The sequence below is a fragment of the Halomonas sp. H2 genome (assembly GCF_050215315.1).
Lineage (GTDB): Bacteria > Pseudomonadota > Gammaproteobacteria > Pseudomonadales > Halomonadaceae > Vreelandella.
In genome coordinates this window covers 839,490-856,767 of sequence record NZ_CP189760.1, presented here as the reverse complement: position 1 = coordinate 856,767, position 17,278 = coordinate 839,490, and the positions used below count along the sequence as shown (strand labels likewise).

Annotated in this window: 12 protein-coding genes and 1 pseudogene; 5 read left to right on the top strand and 8 right to left on the bottom strand. The window is 55.8% G+C overall.

Features of this window, described 5'->3' with window-relative positions; genetic code table 11:
- From ACQE2I_RS03915 to ACQE2I_RS03885, 7 genes are all read right to left on the bottom strand, one after another.
- Positions 1 to 5,340 (bottom strand): non-ribosomal peptide synthetase, encoded by a 5,340-nt coding sequence (locus ACQE2I_RS03915; RefSeq protein WP_190373840.1) that lies wholly within the window; start codon positions 5,338 to 5,340, stop codon positions 1 to 3.
- 51 nt (positions 5,341 to 5,391) lie between these two features.
- Entirely contained in the window at positions 5,392 to 6,393 is a 1,002-nt protein-coding gene (locus ACQE2I_RS03910; RefSeq protein WP_427030176.1) for a TauD/TfdA family dioxygenase, read from the bottom strand.
- 10 nt (positions 6,394 to 6,403) lie between these two features.
- On the bottom strand, positions 6,404 to 7,144 hold the full coding sequence (locus ACQE2I_RS03905; protein WP_427030175.1) for a 4'-phosphopantetheinyl transferase family protein: 741 nt from the start codon (positions 7,142 to 7,144) through the stop codon (positions 6,404 to 6,406).
- On the bottom strand, positions 7,122 to 7,862 hold the full coding sequence (locus ACQE2I_RS03900; protein ID WP_427030174.1) for a thioesterase II family protein: 741 nt from the start codon (positions 7,860 to 7,862) through the stop codon (positions 7,122 to 7,124). The genes ACQE2I_RS03905 and ACQE2I_RS03900 overlap by 23 nt, the downstream gene beginning before the upstream one ends.
- Positions 7,852 to 8,097, bottom strand: a complete 246-nt coding sequence (locus tag ACQE2I_RS03895; protein ID WP_427030173.1) for an MbtH family protein — start codon at positions 8,095 to 8,097, stop codon at positions 7,852 to 7,854. Before ACQE2I_RS03895 ends, ACQE2I_RS03900 begins: the two co-directional genes overlap by 11 nt.
- Before the next feature lie 255 nt (positions 8,098 to 8,352).
- Positions 8,353 to 8,571 carry a FecR/PupR family sigma factor regulator gene (locus tag ACQE2I_RS03890; protein ID WP_230804654.1) on the bottom strand — a complete coding sequence of 73 codons (219 nt, stop codon included), beginning with the start codon at positions 8,569 to 8,571 and terminating at the stop codon, positions 8,353 to 8,355.
- A gap of 58 nt (positions 8,572 to 8,629) precedes the next feature.
- A complete protein-coding gene (locus ACQE2I_RS03885; protein WP_427030172.1) occupies positions 8,630 to 9,202 on the bottom strand; it encodes an RNA polymerase factor sigma-70 in 573 nt (190 codons plus the stop codon).
- A gap of 255 nt (positions 9,203 to 9,457) precedes the next feature.
- On the opposite strand from ACQE2I_RS03885, the gene ACQE2I_RS03880 reads away from it, so the two are divergent.
- The 5 genes from ACQE2I_RS03880 (at position 9,458) to fhuF (ending at position 15,494) form a co-directional block, all read left to right on the top strand.
- Positions 9,458 to 11,074 (top strand): ATP-binding protein, encoded by a 1,617-nt coding sequence (locus ACQE2I_RS03880; protein ID WP_427030171.1) that lies wholly within the window; start codon positions 9,458 to 9,460, stop codon positions 11,072 to 11,074.
- 68 nt (positions 11,075 to 11,142) lie between these two features.
- Positions 11,143 to 12,714: an ATP-binding protein gene (locus ACQE2I_RS03875; RefSeq protein ID WP_027957189.1), complete on the top strand. Its 1,572-nt coding sequence runs from the start codon at positions 11,143 to 11,145 to the stop codon at positions 12,712 to 12,714.
- 110 nt (positions 12,715 to 12,824) lie between these two features.
- Positions 12,825 to 13,622 carry an inositol monophosphatase family protein gene (locus tag ACQE2I_RS03870; protein WP_141439807.1) on the top strand — a complete coding sequence of 266 codons (798 nt, stop codon included), beginning with the start codon at positions 12,825 to 12,827 and terminating at the stop codon, positions 13,620 to 13,622.
- A gap of 167 nt (positions 13,623 to 13,789) precedes the next feature.
- Positions 13,790 to 14,557, top strand: coding sequence for an ATP-binding cassette domain-containing protein (locus ACQE2I_RS03865; protein ID WP_133732970.1), 768 nt, complete (start codon positions 13,790 to 13,792; stop codon positions 14,555 to 14,557).
- A gap of 148 nt (positions 14,558 to 14,705) precedes the next feature.
- Positions 14,706 to 15,494 (top strand): siderophore-iron reductase FhuF, encoded by a 789-nt coding sequence (gene fhuF, locus ACQE2I_RS03860; RefSeq protein ID WP_427030170.1) that lies wholly within the window; start codon positions 14,706 to 14,708, stop codon positions 15,492 to 15,494.
- Positions 15,495 to 15,518: 24 nt separating this feature from the next.
- Here the strand turns inward: fhuF and ACQE2I_RS03855 are convergent.
- Positions 15,519 to 17,171 (bottom strand): annotated as a pseudogene (locus ACQE2I_RS03855) (multidrug ABC transporter permease/ATP-binding protein).
- Positions 17,172 to 17,278: the final 107 nt, after the last annotated feature.

Below are 17,278 nucleotides of genomic sequence, written 5' to 3'. Positions count from 1 at the left end.
TTACTCCTCCAATTCGTTGAGCAGTTGATCCATAGTGGAGAGCCGCTTCGCGCGACCACCATCGGCATTAACCTGTTGTAACGCGACTCGTGTTGCCATTTTCGCCAGCGTCGGGTGTTCAAAAATAAGTCTTACTGGCAACACCTCTCCAAAGCGCTGCGTGAAACGTGCTGATATCTGAATCGCTGCAAGCGAGTGACCTCCTACCTCGAAGAAGTTGTCATGGCGGCCTATCCGTTCTGTCCCCAACACCTCGCTCCAGATCGCCGCTAGTACATCTTCCACCTCACCTTGAGGTGGCTCGTACTGCGTGCCGCTGATTAAGTCCGGCTCGGGCAGCGCTTTGCGATCCACCTTGCCGTTGGCATTCAGCGGCAGCGCATCTAGTGCTACCATCGCTCTCGGCACCATATAATCCGGCAACTGTTGGCTCAGTCGCTCGCGTAGTGGGCTAGTGTCGAGTTCGATGCCTACTTGGGGAACCACGTACGCCACCAGCTTCGAGCCATTAGGATCTTCTTGGGCGATCACCACTGCCTCGCTAACCTCTGGCTGAGCCAGCAGTTCAGCTTCTATCTCGCCCAGTTCGATGCGTAGGCCGTGGATCTTCACCTGGTGATCAAGGCGCCCCAGGTACTCGAGCTGTCCATCCTCCCGCCAGCGCACCAGATCCCCCGTGCGATAGAGGCGTTCGCCCTGCGCAAACGGATCAGCAACAAAACGTTCCGCCGTTAAATCACTACGGTTTAGATACCCCCGGGCCAGACTTACCCCACCCAAATACAGCTCTCCAGAGATGCCCTGAGGTGCTAGGTTGAGTTCACCATCTAATACATAGGTGCGGGTGCCGCTGATGGGCCGCCCAATGGGAATTTGGCGGTGAGTTTGATCACGACACCACCAATGAGTGACATGTATCGTGGTTTCGGTTGGGCCATACAGGTCATGCAGATTGGCACCATCAAGTCGCTCAGCCACATCTTGCTGTAACGTCGCTGGAACAGCCTCGCCACCGCACATAATATGTTTGAGACGCGTCTTGGTTTTAACATCGGGAAAGGCCAGGAAGGCCTTCAGCATCGAAGGCACAAAATTCAGTGTGGTAATTCCATGCTTCTGTATCAACTCAATGATACGCTCAGGATCGCGATGATCACCCGGCTGTGCGATCACCAAACGTGCCCCGACACTTAGCGGCCAGAAAATCTCCCATACAGAGACGTCGAACCCGAACGGTGCCTTGTGAAGTACGGCATCGGTATCGGTGAGCTGGTAGGTCTCCTGCATCCAGATCATGCAATTGGTCAAGGCATCATGTCGGATGGCGGTGCCCTTGGGCCGACCGGTGGAGCCTGAAGTGTAAATCACGTAGGCGAGGTGCTCGCCGTGCAGCACCACTGCAGGATTGGAAGAGACGTGATGTGCTATATCCAGTCGATCTAACTCAACAACGCTGAGTCCATCCGCTACCGGCAATGAGCCACGCAAGTGGTGCTGAGTCAGCAGCAGCTCGATGCCACTATCTTCGGCGATGAACGCCAGCCGCTCCGAGGGATACTCTGGATCCAGCGGCACATAGGCACCGCCCGCCTTGAGAATCGCCAGCAACCCCACCACCATCTCGATGGAGCGCTCCATGGCGATGCCCACTCGGGTTTCGGGGCGCACTCCCAGGCCGATTAGATAGTGCGCTAGATGATTGGCGTGGGTATTAAGCTCAGCGTAGCTGAGTGACTGATCAGCAAATACAAGCGCCGTGGTTTCAGGGGTTGCCGCAGTTTGTTGCTCAATCAAATGATGAACTGGCGCAGCATCGGAGTATCCTTGAGAGTTTACTCCCCATTGAATAAGTTGCTGCTGCTCAGAATTTTCAAGCAACTCGATATCGCCCAGTGCCTGCCCTGGTGACGTAAGCAACCTTTGCAGTAGTGTCTCAAAGTATCCTGCAAGGCGTTGAATGGTCTCAGGCTCGAAAAGCTCTGACGCATAAACCATGCTAAATTTCAGCTGTCCATCAGGGAAATCCCGCACCTCTAGCGTTAAATCGAACTGAGCATCCTGCTGTAGAAACCCTGACTCAGTCAGTGTCAGGTCGGGCAATGTCTGAAACGCCGTGAGATCCTCTTGCCGATAGTTGAACATGACCTGGAAAAGAGGGTTATGAGTCGAATTACGTGTGGGCTGTAGCGCTTCAACTAGCTGCTCAAAAGGTAAGTTTGAGTGCGCCAAGGCACCGACAACAGCGTCTTGACACTGTGTCAGTATCGTTTCAAATGAGTGGCGACTATTGATGTCATTGCGCAATACCAAGGTATTAACAAAAAAACCTATTACCCCCTCTATTTCCTGACGCTGCCGATTAGCTACCGGCACTCCCACGCGAATCTCTTGCTGCCCGCTATACCGTTGCAACAGTCCTTGAAAGCCGGCCAAGAGCACAGTGAAAAGGCTTGTATTCTGGCTCTCGGCGAGTCGGCGCAGGCCCACTTGGAGCTCGTTGGAAAGAGAAAACTCATACTGACCGGCACGCTTGGCCGTCGACGTCTGGCGGGGATGGTCGGTTGGCAAGTCCAACACAGGGTGCTCACTGCCAAGCTGTTGTTGCCAGTAAGCAAGCTGTCGCTCTCCCTCACCAGCTGCCAGCCAGTCACGCTGCCAACTTGCGTAGTCAGCGTATTGGACACGCAACTCAGGTAACTGAGCAGGCTCACGACGCATATGGGCACGATAGAAGGCCACCAACTCATCAAGCATGATCTGCATCGATACGCCATCGGAGATAATGTGATGCATGACAACGACCAAGGCATATGCATCGTCGCTCACACGCAGCAACGCGGCCCGCAACAAAGGGCCTGTTGAGAGATCGAACGGCTCATCATTAATCCGTCGTATCGTGTCATTCTCACGCTGCTGAGCCTCCTCAGCAGGCATGCCACGAAAATCGACGACCTCCAAGTCAAAGGAAGTGTCAGGTCTAATTAACTGTTTGGGACTCCCTCCCTTGTCAACGTAAAACAGAGTACGCAACGACTCATGCCGCGCTACCAAACCGTCAAAGGCATCACGCATTGCTGCAGTGTCCAGTTGGCCTGATAAATGCAGAACGCCACCGATGTGGTAAGCCGTACTCTCAGGTTCCAGTTGCCATAAAAACCATAGGCGTTGCTGGTCATGAGAGAGAGGTAGTGGCTCGGCACGGTGTGTAGGTGACAATATTGGGATCGGCGAGCGCCCAGAATTGACATGATCACTGCTGATACGCTCGACTTCATTTGCCATAGCGCCCAGTGAGGAGTGTTCGAACACTGACTTAGCTGAAAAATCAATCGCCCAATGATCGCTAATGCGTGAAGCTAACTGCACCGCCGCCAGAGAATTACCCCCGCTAGCAAAGAAGTGGGCATCTTTTCCCAACGGCTTTTCCTTGCCGTCCCCCAGCACCTGGTGCCAGAGCTTCGCCAACGTCTGCTCCGTTTCGCTTCCAGCTTCCGCCGTAGATTGCGATGACTTTCCTCCGCCCTCAGCGTCACCACCACTGACAAAATGCCCAAAGGCGTAAATGGCGTAGGCATCTAAGCTGCCTGCCTCCCAGCCTTGGCGGCAGGTGCTGCGCTGTAGCTTGCCGCTGGAGGTCTTGGGAAGCCCCCTAGGGTTAAGCAGTAGCACTACCGAAAGCGGCTCATGGCAAGTGCTCCCCACTGTCTCGCTTAGCGCTTCGACCAACTTCTCGGCGGGCACTAGTTTCTGCATGCCGCGGGAGACCTCTGCCGCAACGCCAATCCCCTCGGCGCCTTCGGGGGTGGTCACTGCAAAGGCCGCCACGCGCCCTTTGCGCACTGCTTCCACCTCGGCTTCGATAGCACACTCGATATCCTGGGGGTAGACGTTATGGCCGCGCAGAATGATCAGGTCTTTGATACGCCCAGCAATATACAACTGCCCTTGGTGCAGAAAGCCTAGATCGCCGGTGCGCAGCCAGCGATCATCGCGGGCGTCGTGGTTCTGTGCATCAGTATCATCGGTGCGCTGCCAACTAACCCCATCGCGGGTAACAAAGGCTTGAGCTGTTGCTTCTGGGTTGTGCCAATACCCATGTGCCACGCTGGGCCCATTGATCCAGATCTCGCCAACGTCACCTTCGGGCAGCGAGTGAAGCCCCTCGGGATCGACAATATCGATAGCGTGACCGGGTTCCGGTGTACCGCAGCCCACCAGGGTGTTGCCTTCAACCGCTGAGACAGCCTTTCCCTCGGCCAGCGACTGTTGAGAAAAAGCCGTGCCCACCACGCCCGTACCGCGCGAATTACAGCTAACCAATAGCGTCGCTTCGGCCAAGCCATAACAGGGTGCTGCGGTGTCAGCGGCAAAGCCCGCTGGGCGGAAGCGTTCGATAAAGCCCGTGAGGGTATCGTGGCGTACCGGCTCGGCGCCTGAGAACGCGACCCGCCAGCTAGATAAGTCGAGCGCCTCAAGCTGCTCGTCACGGATACGCTCAAGACACAGTCGATAGGCGAAATCGGGGCCACCACTAATGGTGCCCCGGTGGCGGGAGATCGCTTCCAGCCAGCGTACCGGCCGCTGTAAAAAGAAAGTGGGGCTCATCAATACCGCAGGGATACCGCGATAGATGGGCTGCAGCAGGCCACCGATCAGCCCCATGTCGTGGTAAAGCGGCAGCCAACTGACGAAAACATCGTCGGCACCAATCGAGAAGCCCGTCTCAATAGCACGCTCGTTCGCCATCAGGTTCCCATGGCTAACCATCACCCCTTTGGGAGTGGCCGTGGAACCTGAGGTGTACTGTAAAAAGGCGAGATCACCACGCTTTGGGCGATGCTCAATCCAGTGTTCAGCGCGGCTCTCATCTACGGCATCCACGGGGATCAGTTCGGCGCTGCCGAAGCCTTCGCTTGCAGATGCGACCACATCGATAATCGTTGTAGAGGTGAGCACACAGGCGGCCTGGGAGTCGGCGGCAATGGCGAGCAGACGTGCCAGATGTTGCTGCTTGGCCGACTCTGGAGGGAAGACCGGCACGGCAATCACCCCGGCATATAGGCAGGCGAAGAACGCCACCACATAGTGTTCATCGTTATCCAGCAGGATCAAGGCACGCTCACCAGCCGGGAACCGCTGCTGGAGCTCGCTGGCCAGGGCGCGGGAACGCCGCTCCAGGGTGGCGTAGTCAAGGGTGGTCTCACCTTGTGCGTTCACTACAATCAGCGCCCTGTCGCTGGGCCTTTCCCGGGCCAGGCGACTTAAATGCTCAACGAAGCTGTGGTTAACAACGTTATGGGACGGGTGGCTGTTCATCGTCTGGGCGTGCCTTATATTCATATGCGTACCTGCTGGAACTCCTGGCCGTGGCGTGGGATTGAGCCGTTGTATTCAGTCTTTGGAGAGGTTGCCGTGACCTTCCGCCATGGCGACGACGACTTTGCGCGGCCCTTTGAACGGCGTGCGTGCATGGGCGACCAGCATGTTGTCGAGCATTAGCACATCGCCTGCCTGCCAGGGGAACATCACCGTTTCGTCGGCCAGTACGCCGCGGATCTCATCGAAGATGGCATCGTCGATGGGGCTACCATCGGCAAAGAAGACGTTGCGCGGCATGTCTTCGGGGTCTAGCAGCTCTTCCAGCGACTCTCGTACCTCTGGCTGCAGGTTGGAGACATGGAAAAGATGGCCTTGGTTGAACCACACCTGCTCACCGGTGACAGGGTGAGTCTCTATGCTTTGGCATAACTGGGTGGTACGCAGGTCGCCATCAGGCTTCCACTCACAGCGAATACCCGCGCGCTGGCAGAATGCCTCCACTTCGGCGCGGTCTTCGGTGTTAAACACCTTTTGCCAAGGCATATCGAAATCGCCGTAGTTGCGTACGTAGAGAATGCCGGGGGCAAAGCGCTCGCGGATCTCTGCGGGCATACGGCGGTAAATAGCGCGGCTATCGGCAATGGGGGTTTCACCGCCCTCGGGAGAAGCGGTGACGCAGTGGAACCAGATTTTCATCGGCCACTCGCGGGTGTAGGCCTGCTCATTGTGGAGGGGAATATGTTGATGGGCGGGGTATTCGGTGGAGGTATAAATGCCTGACGAAACCGCTGAGCGTGGCGTAGAAGCGAACTCATAGCTCAGCAGAGGATGACCAAAGGCGGCAGCAAACTGCTGAAAATCGTCCACGGAGGGAACATCGAAGCCTCTTAGCAACACCCCGCCGACTCTGGCCACCAACGTCTCAATATCAGCACGCAAATCGCCAAAGGCTTCCAGCAGCGGCTGCCCTGGATAGGTGGGGGAAATCATAATGGGCAGCTCCGAATCAGCAGGCCCCTGACGTTTGGATATGGTGTTGGTTTGTTGCGTTGGTGTTGCGCTTTGGCTGTCCATTATTGATCTCCTAAAAATTCGTTGAGTAGCGTTCGCCCTGAGCGCTATGGGCATAGCAGGTGCAGTCCGAGTCGACATAGCTTTTGTCGACATAGCCCAGGGCAGCGGCATAGCCGTTCGGCGCTGGCAGCGGCCATGCTTGCAAAGGTGATGAAATGGGAAGCGAGTGCTCAAGGTGATAGGTGCCTGGCGACCCTAAAGAGGAAGTGATCGAGAGCGCCTGCAAATGATCAGCGATGCCTAGGCCCAAGGCTTTGAGCACCGCCTCTTTAACCACCCAGCGCTCCATAAAGGGCAGTGCGATGCCGTCGCGTGCGTGGCCGAGCTGCTCACTCGGCGATAGCACCAGCCCTTGCAGCGGCGCCAGTTCGGCCTCGGGTCGGCAGCGCTCAATATCGACTCCCACCGCGCCGCCGGGAGCAAGCGCGATCAGAGCGACATGGCCAGAGTGGGAGACATTGAAAGCAGGCCCATCAGCGTTTTCCAACGCTGGTTTGCCGTAAGCGTTCTGAGTGAACACCAACTTTTCTGGCGCTATACCGGTGTGCGCTGATAGCAGTCGCCGCAGGGACGCGCGAGTCGCCACGGCGCGTACGACATCGGCGTGATGGCGAAGCCGCTGGGCGCGCTGCCACTCGGCTCGGCTCAGCAACCGATCATCGTCGTCGGCCACCGGGGCGTTCAGGTCGAGCGATAAACGCCAGACTTCAAGCCCCTCAGGAGCCCCTTCAGCTAACTGCAGGCGCTGCATGGGGCACCTCCTCAAGCCGTCGAGTCAGCGCCCGTTCGATAGTCTCCAGCACTTGTGCTTGCTGCTGGCGAATAAAGAAGTGCCCTCCTTCGAACCAGTCCAACGAGAACGCCCCGCCCGCTTCTCGCTGCCACGCTTCTAAACGCTCTCTTTCGATATCGTCATCGCGCCCAGCAAGTACCTGGAAGGGATAACCAAGCGGCGACCCGCCGCGATAGCGGAAACTGCGGCAGAGGCGATAGTCCGCTGCCAAGACATCGAGAGTGAGGCGCAGCAGTTCCGGGCTTTCGAACACTTCCTCTGGGGTGCCGCCCTGTTGGCGAAGATCCGCAATCAGGGCTTTGTCGTTATCAAGGCCCGCCAAGCGGTCTGAGTCGCGCATTGAGGGCGCCGCGCTGCCTGAGGCGAACAGCATCCGCGGCTGAGGCCGCCCTACATCGCGCAAGCGAGCTGCCATGCCGTAGGCCAACAACGCCCCCATGCTGTGACCGAACAGGGCGAAGTCGCCACGCATCCGCGTTGCTTGCTCTTCGCACAGCCGCACGACCTGGGTCTCGAAGTCATCGATAAGCGGCTCACCCAGGCGCTCACCACGCCCAGGCAGCTCGACGGGATATACCTCAATCCAGGCGGGCAACTGACGCTTCCAGCGCAGATACATGGTGGCGCTGGCTCCGGCGCAGGGCAGGCAGAGCAGCCTTAAACGCTTAACCTGCATTCACCTGCTCCGCCTCAGCGTTGGCCTGCTCATCCATCCACTGGCGCAGCAAGAGTGGCCGCATATCGGTCCAGGTTTTTTCGACGTAGTCGAGACAGGTTGGCTTATCGCCGAGTACGCCGGTATCGGTCCAGCCAGCGGGAATCGCTTTCCATTCTGGCCAGAGGGAGTACTGCTCTTCGTGGTTGACTAATACACGGAAGACACCATCTTCACGATCAAAACAGCTTGTCATGGGACTAACCTCATCGTTGCCAAAGGAATGAGAAATAAAACGCAATTACTTCTCATTACTCAATGACGAGTGAGGCGTCAGAAAATTTAATGTTGGGGTAGGAAAATAGAAAAAATAAGGGGAGGGGCCGCTAGGGCGTAGGCATAGAATTACCTTTGCCAGACTAAGAATTGCACCAGTAGGAGGAAGCTTTAGCTCGCGACCATTTAGTTAGCCTGACAACCGAAGGAGGAGAGTAAAAAAAACAGTGACTGATCAGTTGCGCTCATCACCACTTGGAATCATCCCCGTTAGCAGCCATAGCTGTTCGGCTTCACGAAATACACGGCGGTGCTGAGAAGAAGCCGCTAACCACGCATGAAGCGCCTCGCGATCAGCGTCGCTCAACGTCTCTTCATGCTCGCGCATCAGCCAGTCTAGCGCCGTTTGCCAAACGGCATCATCGCCGCTGTCGTTATCCATCGTTACTGTCAAACCTCGCTACTGCTGCCTGCTGAACACCTGTCTCGGGAAGCGTGTAATATTATCAACGCTATTTGCTGACAGTGTAACAAAGCGACAACAAAGAAGGGACGGAACGTGGGCTTACCGATCTGGCAACGTTTAACCTTGTAGCGACTGGCGGCAATGCGTCGCGAATCATAAAATTAACTAACGTGGTGGAAATACCTAACAAGTGAGCCACTTCCCGCTGCGTATGACTTCCCGAACGATAGAGCTCAAAAGCGCGCCGCGTACGCTCAGGCAGCTCGTCCAACGCGTCCACCACCTGTGCCAAGGCCTGGCGGTCAATCGCGATCACCTCTGGAGAGTGTGACGCGTAAGAGGCGGCCTCCCCTTCCTCTTCTTTTGCAAACAAAGTTGACTCAAACGCCGAACGGCGGCAGCGGTCAATGGCGAGGTTGCGCACCACACGTGACACATAGGATATGGGCTGCTTCACCTCAAAAAGCGTGGTTGCTTCCGAAATTTTCAGATAGGCATCCTGCACAACATCATCGGCTTGATCAGCATTGCCCAATACTCTTGCGGCGACACAGCAGAGCCGGGGCCGCTGATTAACGAAGATATCTTCTAACTCAGCGCTCCAGGTCTGGGTATCCACAGCTCGGCCTCCTGCCTTGATTAACACCACGGAATAAATGGCAATAATTATTATTTGCGTTAGAGCCTGACAAGTCAACTGGTGAGAGCTAACTCACTTTTTATAACGATATGCTTGTTGGCAGCACTACTTCATGAGATGTTTCTCGTCTCCTCTCCAGCCCTTGTTACTTCGTTGCCACCAACGCCTTTACCTTAGCTGCGAACAACACTCGGCGCGCTGACGACTCGTGGCTAGGCATTTCAGCCCCTGAGCATGCTAAACTACTGCTGCTCGTATCGCTGTTTCTTGCTCTGGAGACCCACCGTGACGGATGCCCACCGCCGTAAGCTACCCATCGGGATTCAGACGTTCTCGGATATCCGCGAAGGGAACTATTACTACGTCGATAAGACACCGCACATTGAGCGTTTGGTTAACCAGAACAAATACTACTTCCTCTCGCGGCCACGCCGCTTCGGCAAAAGTCTCTTGCTGGACACCCTGCGTTGCCTGTTTGAAGGTCGCCAGGCGCTGTTCGAAGGGCTGTATCTCCACGACAGGTGGGATTGGCAGCAGCGCTACCCGGTGATTCGTATTAGCTTTGCCGATGGCGTGATGCAGAGCCGTGAAGGGTTGGATGAACGTATCCGTGAGCAGCTACGCGTCCAGCGTGAGCAACTCGGCATTACCCACCACCATAAAACCGATATACCGGGTGAATTTTCTGCCCTCATTCGTGCCGCCCACCAGCAGAGTGGCCAGCGCGTAGTTGTGCTGATCGACGAATACGACAAGCCGATTCTGGATAACATCCTGGCGCCAGAGCGCGCCCGGGAACTGCGCGAGGGCTTGAAGAACCTTTACAGCGTTATTAAAGACGCCGATCCGCACCTGCACTTCGTGCTGCTTACCGGCGTGTCCAAATTCAGTAAGGTCAGCCTTTTCTCAGGATTGAATAACCTCAACGATATCACTCTGGATGCCCCCTTCAGCACGATTTGCGGCTATACCGACGAGGACATTGACACGGTGTTCACCGCTGAGTTGCCCGGCCTTGATCGCGAGGCGATCCGCCAGTGGTATAACGGCTACCGCTGGGGTGGCCGTGAGGTAACGTCCGTCTACAATCCCTTCGACGTGCTGTTACTGTTTCAGAAACGCGAGTTCGGCCCGTACTGGTTTGAGTCTGCCACACCGACGTTTTTGGTGGATATCCTCAAGCAGCGCGGAGTATTTACCCCGTCATTGGATCATTGGGAAACCGAGTATGAATTGCTCAGCCAGTTTGATGTTGACCAGATCAGCACTGAAGGTCTGCTGTTTCAAACCGGCTACCTCACCATTCAGCAAGTAGAAGAGCCTCTGCAGGGCTACCGCCAGTACACCCTTGGCTTCCCTAACCGCGAAGTTGAAACCAGCCTAAACCATGCGCTACTGCCGTCATTAGGTGTCGAAAACGCCCCGCGTGAGCGTCGAACGCTGTTTCGTCATTTAAGCCAGCACGACTTAGCCGGATTGGAAACGCACCTCAAAGCGCTCTACGCCGGACTCCCCCACGACTGGTACCGCAACAATCCTATCGCTCGCTACGAAGGTCATTACGCCAGTGTCTTCTATAGCCATTTTGCGGCCTTGGGGCTGGATGTAACCGTGGAAGACGCCAGCCACCATGGCAAGGTGGATATGAGCGTGGACTTTGGTGGGCATATCTACCTGTTTGAGTTCAAAGTGGTGGAACAACTGCCGGAAGGTAAAGCGCTGGAGCAGATCAAACATAAAGGCTATGCCGATAAGCACCGCGCTTCGGGCAAGCCCATCCACCTGATCGGCGTGGAGTTTTCCAGCGTTGAGCGCCAGATTGTGGCGTTTGAGGTGGAGACTCTTGAGTAGGTCGTAACACCCATCTGTGAGCATGCTAAACTGCTGCTCGTATCGCTGCTTTGCTCTGGAGACCCACTATGCCGGATGCCCACCGCCGTAAGCTACCCATCGGGATTCAGACGTTCTCGGATATCCGCGAAGGGAACTATTACTACGTCGATAAGACACCGCACATTGAGCGTTTGGTTAACCAGAACAAATACTACTTCCTCTCGCGGCCACGCCGCTTCGGCAAAAGTCTCTTGCTGGACACCCTGCGCTGCCTGTTTGAAGGTCGCCAGGCGCTGTTCGAAGGGCTGTATCTCCACGACAGGTGGGACTGGCAGCAGCGCTACCCGGTGATTCGTATTAGCTTTGCCGATGGCGTGATGCAGGGCCGTGAAGGGCTGGATGAGCGTATTCGTGAGCAGCTACGCGTTCAACGAGAGCGACTCGGCATTACCCACCACCATAAAACCGATATACCGGGTGAATTTTCCGCCCTCATTCGTGCCGCCCACCAGCAGAGTGGTCAGCGGGTGGTCATCCTGATTGACGAGTACGACAAGCCGATTCTGGATAACATCCTGGCGCCGGAGCGTGCCCGGGAACTGCGCGAGGGTTTGAAGAACCTTTACAGCGTGCTGAAAGACGCCGACCCGCACCTACACTTCGTGCTGCTTACCGGCGTTTCCAAATTCAGCAAGGTCAGCCTGTTTTCGGGCTTGAACAATCTCCGCGATATTACCCTTTCGCCCGACTATGCAACCTTGTGTGGTTATACCGATGACGATATCGATACCGTATTTGAACCTGAACTTTCTGGGTTAGACCGTCAGGAAATCAAACAGTGGTATAACGGCTATCGCTGGGGTGGTCGTGAGGTTACCTCTGTCTACAATCCCTTCGATGTACTATTGCTGTTCCAAGAGCAAGAATTCGGCCCGTACTGGTTTGAGTCCGCGACGCCAACGTTTTTGGTCGATATTCTCAAACAACGCGGGGTGTTTACCCCTCGATTGGAGACCTTGCAAGCAAAAGCACAGTTGCTCGGCCGCTTTGATGTCGACGATATCACCACCGAAGGACTGCTGTTCCAAACCGGCTACATCACCATTAAAGACGTGCAGGAACCCATGCTGGGTTATCGCCTCTATACGCTGGGCTTTCCGAACAGGGAGGTAGAAAGCAGCCTTAACGATTTATTGCTGCCAGTATTGGGTATTAACACAAGCGATGCGCAAACCTACCAACTGGCGTTATTTGACACTTTTCAGCGCCATGACCTTGCTGCGTTGGAAGCTCACTTAAAGGCGCTCTACGCCGGACTCCCCCATGACTGGTACCGCAACAACCCCATCGCCAAATACGAAGGCCACTATGCCAGTGTCTTTTACAGCCACTTTGCGGCCTTGGGGCTGGATGTAACCGTGGAAGACGCCAGCCACCACGGCAAGGTGGATATGAGCGTGGACTTTGGTGGGCATATCTACCTGTTTGAGTTCAAAGTGGTGGAACAACTGCCGGAAGGTAAAGCGCTGGAGCAGATCAAACATAAAGGCTATGCCGATAAGCACCGCGCTTCGGGCAAGCCCATCCACCTGATCGGCGTGGAGTTTTCCAGCGTTGAGCGCCAAATTGTGGCGTTTGAGGTGGAGACCTTGGCTTAGCTACCAATCTATCCGCCACTGTCATCTCCGCGTCATGAATGGCTAGTTACATTGAATGCATACAGTTTTTGCCATTCACTAAGGCACGATGAATGCCCAGGGGAAATACAATGCTCGATAGCAGTAACGACCTACTCGAAACGGTGAAGCAGGCGGCGTACGAGGCGGGTGCGCTGTTACGCGAGGGATATTCGCTAAAGGGCAGAATCGCCTTTGAGCAAAAGGGGGCGTCAGACTTTGTCAGCTACTACGATACGGCCGCCGAGAACATCATTATCGACTGTATCAATAGCACCTTTCCCGATATCGCTTTCCTAGGTGAAGAGAGCGGGCTTACACCCACCGATAGTGACTATACCGTCATCATTGACCCTCTCGATGGCACCAGCAACTTTTTGCATGGGGTACCTCACTTCTCAGTCTCCATCGCGGTTACTAAGGGCGATGAGCTGATCATCGGCGTTGTCTATCAACCGCTGCTTGATGAAATGCTTTGGGCCAGCCTTGGCACCGGCGTCTTCCTCAACGACACGCCGCTCACGACGCCTGAACCGCGCCCACTGAACGAGATGCTGGTAAGCACCTGCCTGCCCTACCACGCTAAAGGTGACTGTACGACGGCCCTAAATCAACTCGCTGCTCTAATGCCCCAGGTGGCCGGTATCCGCAGCCCAGGATCGGCGGCGCTGGAGATCGCCTACACCAGCCTGGGCCGGTTTGATGCTTTTTGGTCTCAAGGCGCTAAGCTCGACTTTTGGGATATCGCCGCCGGCATTGTGATTGCCAGAGAAGCTGGCTACACCGTCACGGATCTCACTGGCGAGCCGAATCCCGCTCAATGGAACAGTTTACTTGCGGCGCACCCCGAGAGGCATGGACAACTGCTAGCGTGTTTAGCGTCTTGCTGATAAACGATCAACGTCATATCTAACCACCTGAGACCTACCCCTTGCCTGCTTTCCCCAAGCGGCGTTTGCCATCTATCACGTAAATCTTTTCATTTTTTTGTTAAAAATGAGAACCATTAGCACTAGAATGGAGGCATTATCATCAACCCTATCGCCAGGAGTCATTCATGTTCGAGGTCAAAGGCGCCACCTTTGAAATCAATGGTAAGCAGATTTTAAATCCCATTGACCACAGCTTTCATGAGGGCAAGGTTTATGGCCTGATTGGCCATAACGGCTCGGGCAAGTCGACGCTAATCAAGCTCATGGCCCAGCAGCAGCCGGTAAGCCAGGGGGAGATTCACTTTGATCAGCGCCCGCTGAGTGACTGGGGAAATCGTGAGTTCGCTCGTCAGGTGGCTTACCTGCCCCAGCATTTACCAAGTGCAGAAAGTCTTACCGGACGCGAGCTAGTCGCCTTTGGCCGCTACCCATGGCACGGACTGCTGGGCCGCCACACCCAGAAAGACAAAGATGCCATTGATCGCGCCATTGCCCTGACCCACACAGAGGCCTTTGCCGACCGCTTGGTCGACACGCTCTCTGGTGGTGAACGCCAAAGGGTATGGCTGGCGATGCTACTCGCCCAGGGCAGCCGATTCCTGCTGTTGGATGAGCCGTTAGCGGCGCTGGATATCGCCCACCAAATCGAAGTGCTGGCGCTGATCCGTAAGCTGTGCGATGAGCTAAATCTTGGGGTGATTATTGTACTGCACGATATCAACATGGCCTCGCGCTACTGCGACGAGCTAATGGCGCTGCACAGCGGTCGCTTGTTAGCCCATGGCAGCCCGGATAATTTGATGTGCGGCAGCACCTTAGAGGCTATTTATGGCTTACCGATGCAGGTCATGAAGCACCCCAACGGAGAGCACAATATCGCCGTGGCTCAATAGCGCTATTCTCCGAGGTCAGACACTTTTAAAAGCACTCATTCGCAATCAAAAGCTTCAACTGATACGCATTATCGATTAAGCTGAATGCCATATTTTACCTGTGTGCTGTGTCAAAACCTTGTGTTAAAGCCCTGTGATGGAGCCCGCGATGCCCTCTGCTCTGCGTCAGCCGCAACTGTTCGAGCCTTCGTTAGCGTCCTGCTACACCGGGCCGTTGGCGAACTTTACGCCGCCGTTAATAGGTGGAACGCCACCGCTGGAAGCGTTCAAAACAGCCCGTTGGCGGAATGCCGATTGGCTCAAAGAAGATCTCTCCCGTTTCGCTGAACAGTACCCAGACGGAGACCAGCGGGCAGTGGTATCGATCTGGTCGAAATGGCACTTAAGTGCGCTAACCGTTCCCACACTGACTGCCAACCTGCTGCTTAACCGTGACCTGCCGGTGGGGCTGGACGACATGCAGGTTATCTTTAACGACAAGGGCGCCACCTCGCGGCTGTGGTTGCCCCACGAAGGTACGCCGATAACCACACAAGATCCGTTTGAGCGTTTTGCTACCCTGATTGAGCAGCACTGGGCACCGTTGATTGAGCAATTAGCGGCCATCTCCGGCGCTGCACAGCGGGTGTTCTGGAGCAATGCCGGTGGCTATCTGGACTTTTACGTCAACGCGCTGGGCGAGCACCCGCTTGCCAATAGGCAGGCGTTTGAGGCTGCCAAGGCGTTGCTAGAAGCGCGCAACCTGCCCAACGGCAAGCGCAACCCGCTGTTTCAGCCGGTGCGTTACTTTACGCCCAAGGGGAGTGAGGAAGTTAAGCGGGTGCGCAAGCTTTGCTGCCTGCGCTATTTACTGGATGAGTTTGATACCTGCGGCACCTGCCCGCTAGAGGGCTGCGACCTGGAAGCGCGTAAGCGCGCCAGGCAGGTCGCCCGTTAAAACGTTAGCTATTTTTAACACGGTTTAGATATTAATTTGCGCAACAGCGTCTTCACTCGCTCGCGCACGCTGCTCGCCTTTCAGCTCGCTAAGCTGCCCCTTCGACATCTCCAGCAACCGATCAGCATGAACGAAGTAGCTGTCGTCATGACTGATAGCAAACACGGTTTTACCCATTGCTTTCAAGTGCGGCAACAGCTCGCGGTAGAACAGCCGGCGGAACTGCGGGTCTTGATCCGCCGCCCACTCGTCGAGCAGCAAGATATCGCGCTTTTCGGCAATCGCTAGTAGCAGTGCCAGGCGCTTACGCTGCCCTTGGGAGAGCTGGGTGTTGATGACACGATCACCCTCCCACTGCAATTTGTGCTGCATCTGCAATCGCTCAAGCCAGGTATCAACGACCTCTGGGTCAGCAGGCAGGCCTTCAGGGCCCATGGTCTGATCAAACTGATGAAAATCGGTAAACACGCTGGCAAAGCGAGCGCGGAATGCTTCCCACTGAGCAGCAGTGACCACCTGCCCATCAATCTTAATAGTGCCGCTTTGGGGACGGTATAACCCCGAGAGCAGCCTTGCCAGGGTCGACTTACCGCTGCCGTTGCCGCCGATCAAAAACACCTGCTCACCGCGCTCTAGGGTCATATTGAGCGGCCCCACCTGGAAGCCCTCGCCCTGGGCAGTGTCCGGGTAGTGATAAGTGACTTCCTCCAGCTCCAGACGCTGCCAATCAGCCAGCGTATCGTCGACAGCAAAGCTTGCCTGGTACTCGGCTAGCTCCAGGCTGCTCAATTTATCAAAAGCGACCTGGGCGCTGATCAAGGTTGGCCAAGCGCCCACCGCCTGAATCAGCGGCGTACGCAGGAACAACAGCGTCAACGCGAAGGTGGAAGCCACCGTGGTATTCGCCCACCCCAACCCATTAGAGAGGAAAAACACCACCCCGATGGCACCCAACATCATAATGTTAGACCAGTTGTTAGCGCTTAAATGGTAGGTATCGGCGCGGATGATGTGATGACGGTAGTCGCGGGCATTGGCGGTATAGCGTTCATCATAAAAGCGCCGGGCACGGTCGCGGTTGAGCGCCAGCTCTTTGCGCCCTTCAATGGCCGCCTGGAAATCTTTATACAGACTGTCTTCGCTTTCACGCACGAGGCGAAAATGGCGATACACCCGCGACACCAGCACCCAACCCACGCCCATGGTGAACGCGATCCACAGCACCGTGATCACCACCATTTGCGGCGACAGCCAGGCCAAATAGGCCACCGAGGCAAGCGTTAGCACCACGCCCTGAATCAGTTCCGGCAGACGCACAAAGCCAATGGTGATGTTGCGCACATCGCTGGACAGACTGGCCAGCAAGGTGGCGTTGCCCAACTGCTCCAAGCGCTCAATATCGGTGTCGAGAATCCGCTTCACCAGCCGCGAGCGTAGGTCAAACACAAAGTGGTGCCCCAACACGGTCAGCGCTAATTGCGTACTGAGTGTGACCGCCAGGAGCACCGCCAGCAGGCCGAGAAATTGCGGCAGCGCCGCCATACTGCCTACTTAGATAAGCCGCTGGTTGATAAAGGCAATTACCCCGACCCCTAAGCCAGCGCTCAATAGGCTCAAAGCAATGGCGCCTAAAAAGGGCCAGCGGTAGTGATGAAATACTAAGCGCAGCAGTTCCATGGGGCTCCTTGCCTTCCTGTAAAGAGCGCTGAAGTCTAACAGCAGCGCCTCTCACCAAGAAGACGTCATTCATATTGGGTGGCAAACGAGCAGCGACAGAGGCCTGA

What these genes read in the sequence shown, in the direction of transcription:
- ACQE2I_RS03915 (WP_190373840.1), bottom strand. Translation starts at nt 5,340, where the DNA reads ATGAATATAAGGCACGCCCAGACGATGAACAGCCACCCGTCCCATAAC.
- ACQE2I_RS03895 (WP_427030173.1), bottom strand. Translation starts at nt 8,097, where the DNA reads ATGACAAGCTGTTTTGATCGTGAAGATGGTGTCTTCCGTGTATTAGTC.
- ACQE2I_RS03870 (WP_141439807.1), top strand. Translation starts at nt 12,825, where the DNA reads ATGCTCGATAGCAGTAACGACCTACTCGAAACGGTGAAGCAGGCGGCG.
- ACQE2I_RS03905 (WP_427030175.1), bottom strand. Translation starts at nt 7,144, where the DNA reads ATGCAGCGCCTGCAGTTAGCTGAAGGGGCTCCTGAGGGGCTTGAAGTC.
- ACQE2I_RS03865 (WP_133732970.1), top strand. Translation starts at nt 13,790, where the DNA reads ATGTTCGAGGTCAAAGGCGCCACCTTTGAAATCAATGGTAAGCAGATT.
- ACQE2I_RS03880 (WP_427030171.1), top strand. Translation starts at nt 9,458, where the DNA reads ATGCTAAACTACTGCTGCTCGTATCGCTGTTTCTTGCTCTGGAGACCC.
- ACQE2I_RS03875 (WP_027957189.1), top strand. Translation starts at nt 11,143, where the DNA reads ATGCCGGATGCCCACCGCCGTAAGCTACCCATCGGGATTCAGACGTTC.
- ACQE2I_RS03900 (WP_427030174.1), bottom strand. Translation starts at nt 7,862, where the DNA reads ATGCAGGTTAAGCGTTTAAGGCTGCTCTGCCTGCCCTGCGCCGGAGCC.
- fhuF (WP_427030170.1), top strand. Translation starts at nt 14,706, where the DNA reads ATGCCCTCTGCTCTGCGTCAGCCGCAACTGTTCGAGCCTTCGTTAGCG.
- ACQE2I_RS03910 (WP_427030176.1), bottom strand. Translation starts at nt 6,393, where the DNA reads ATGGACAGCCAAAGCGCAACACCAACGCAACAAACCAACACCATATCC.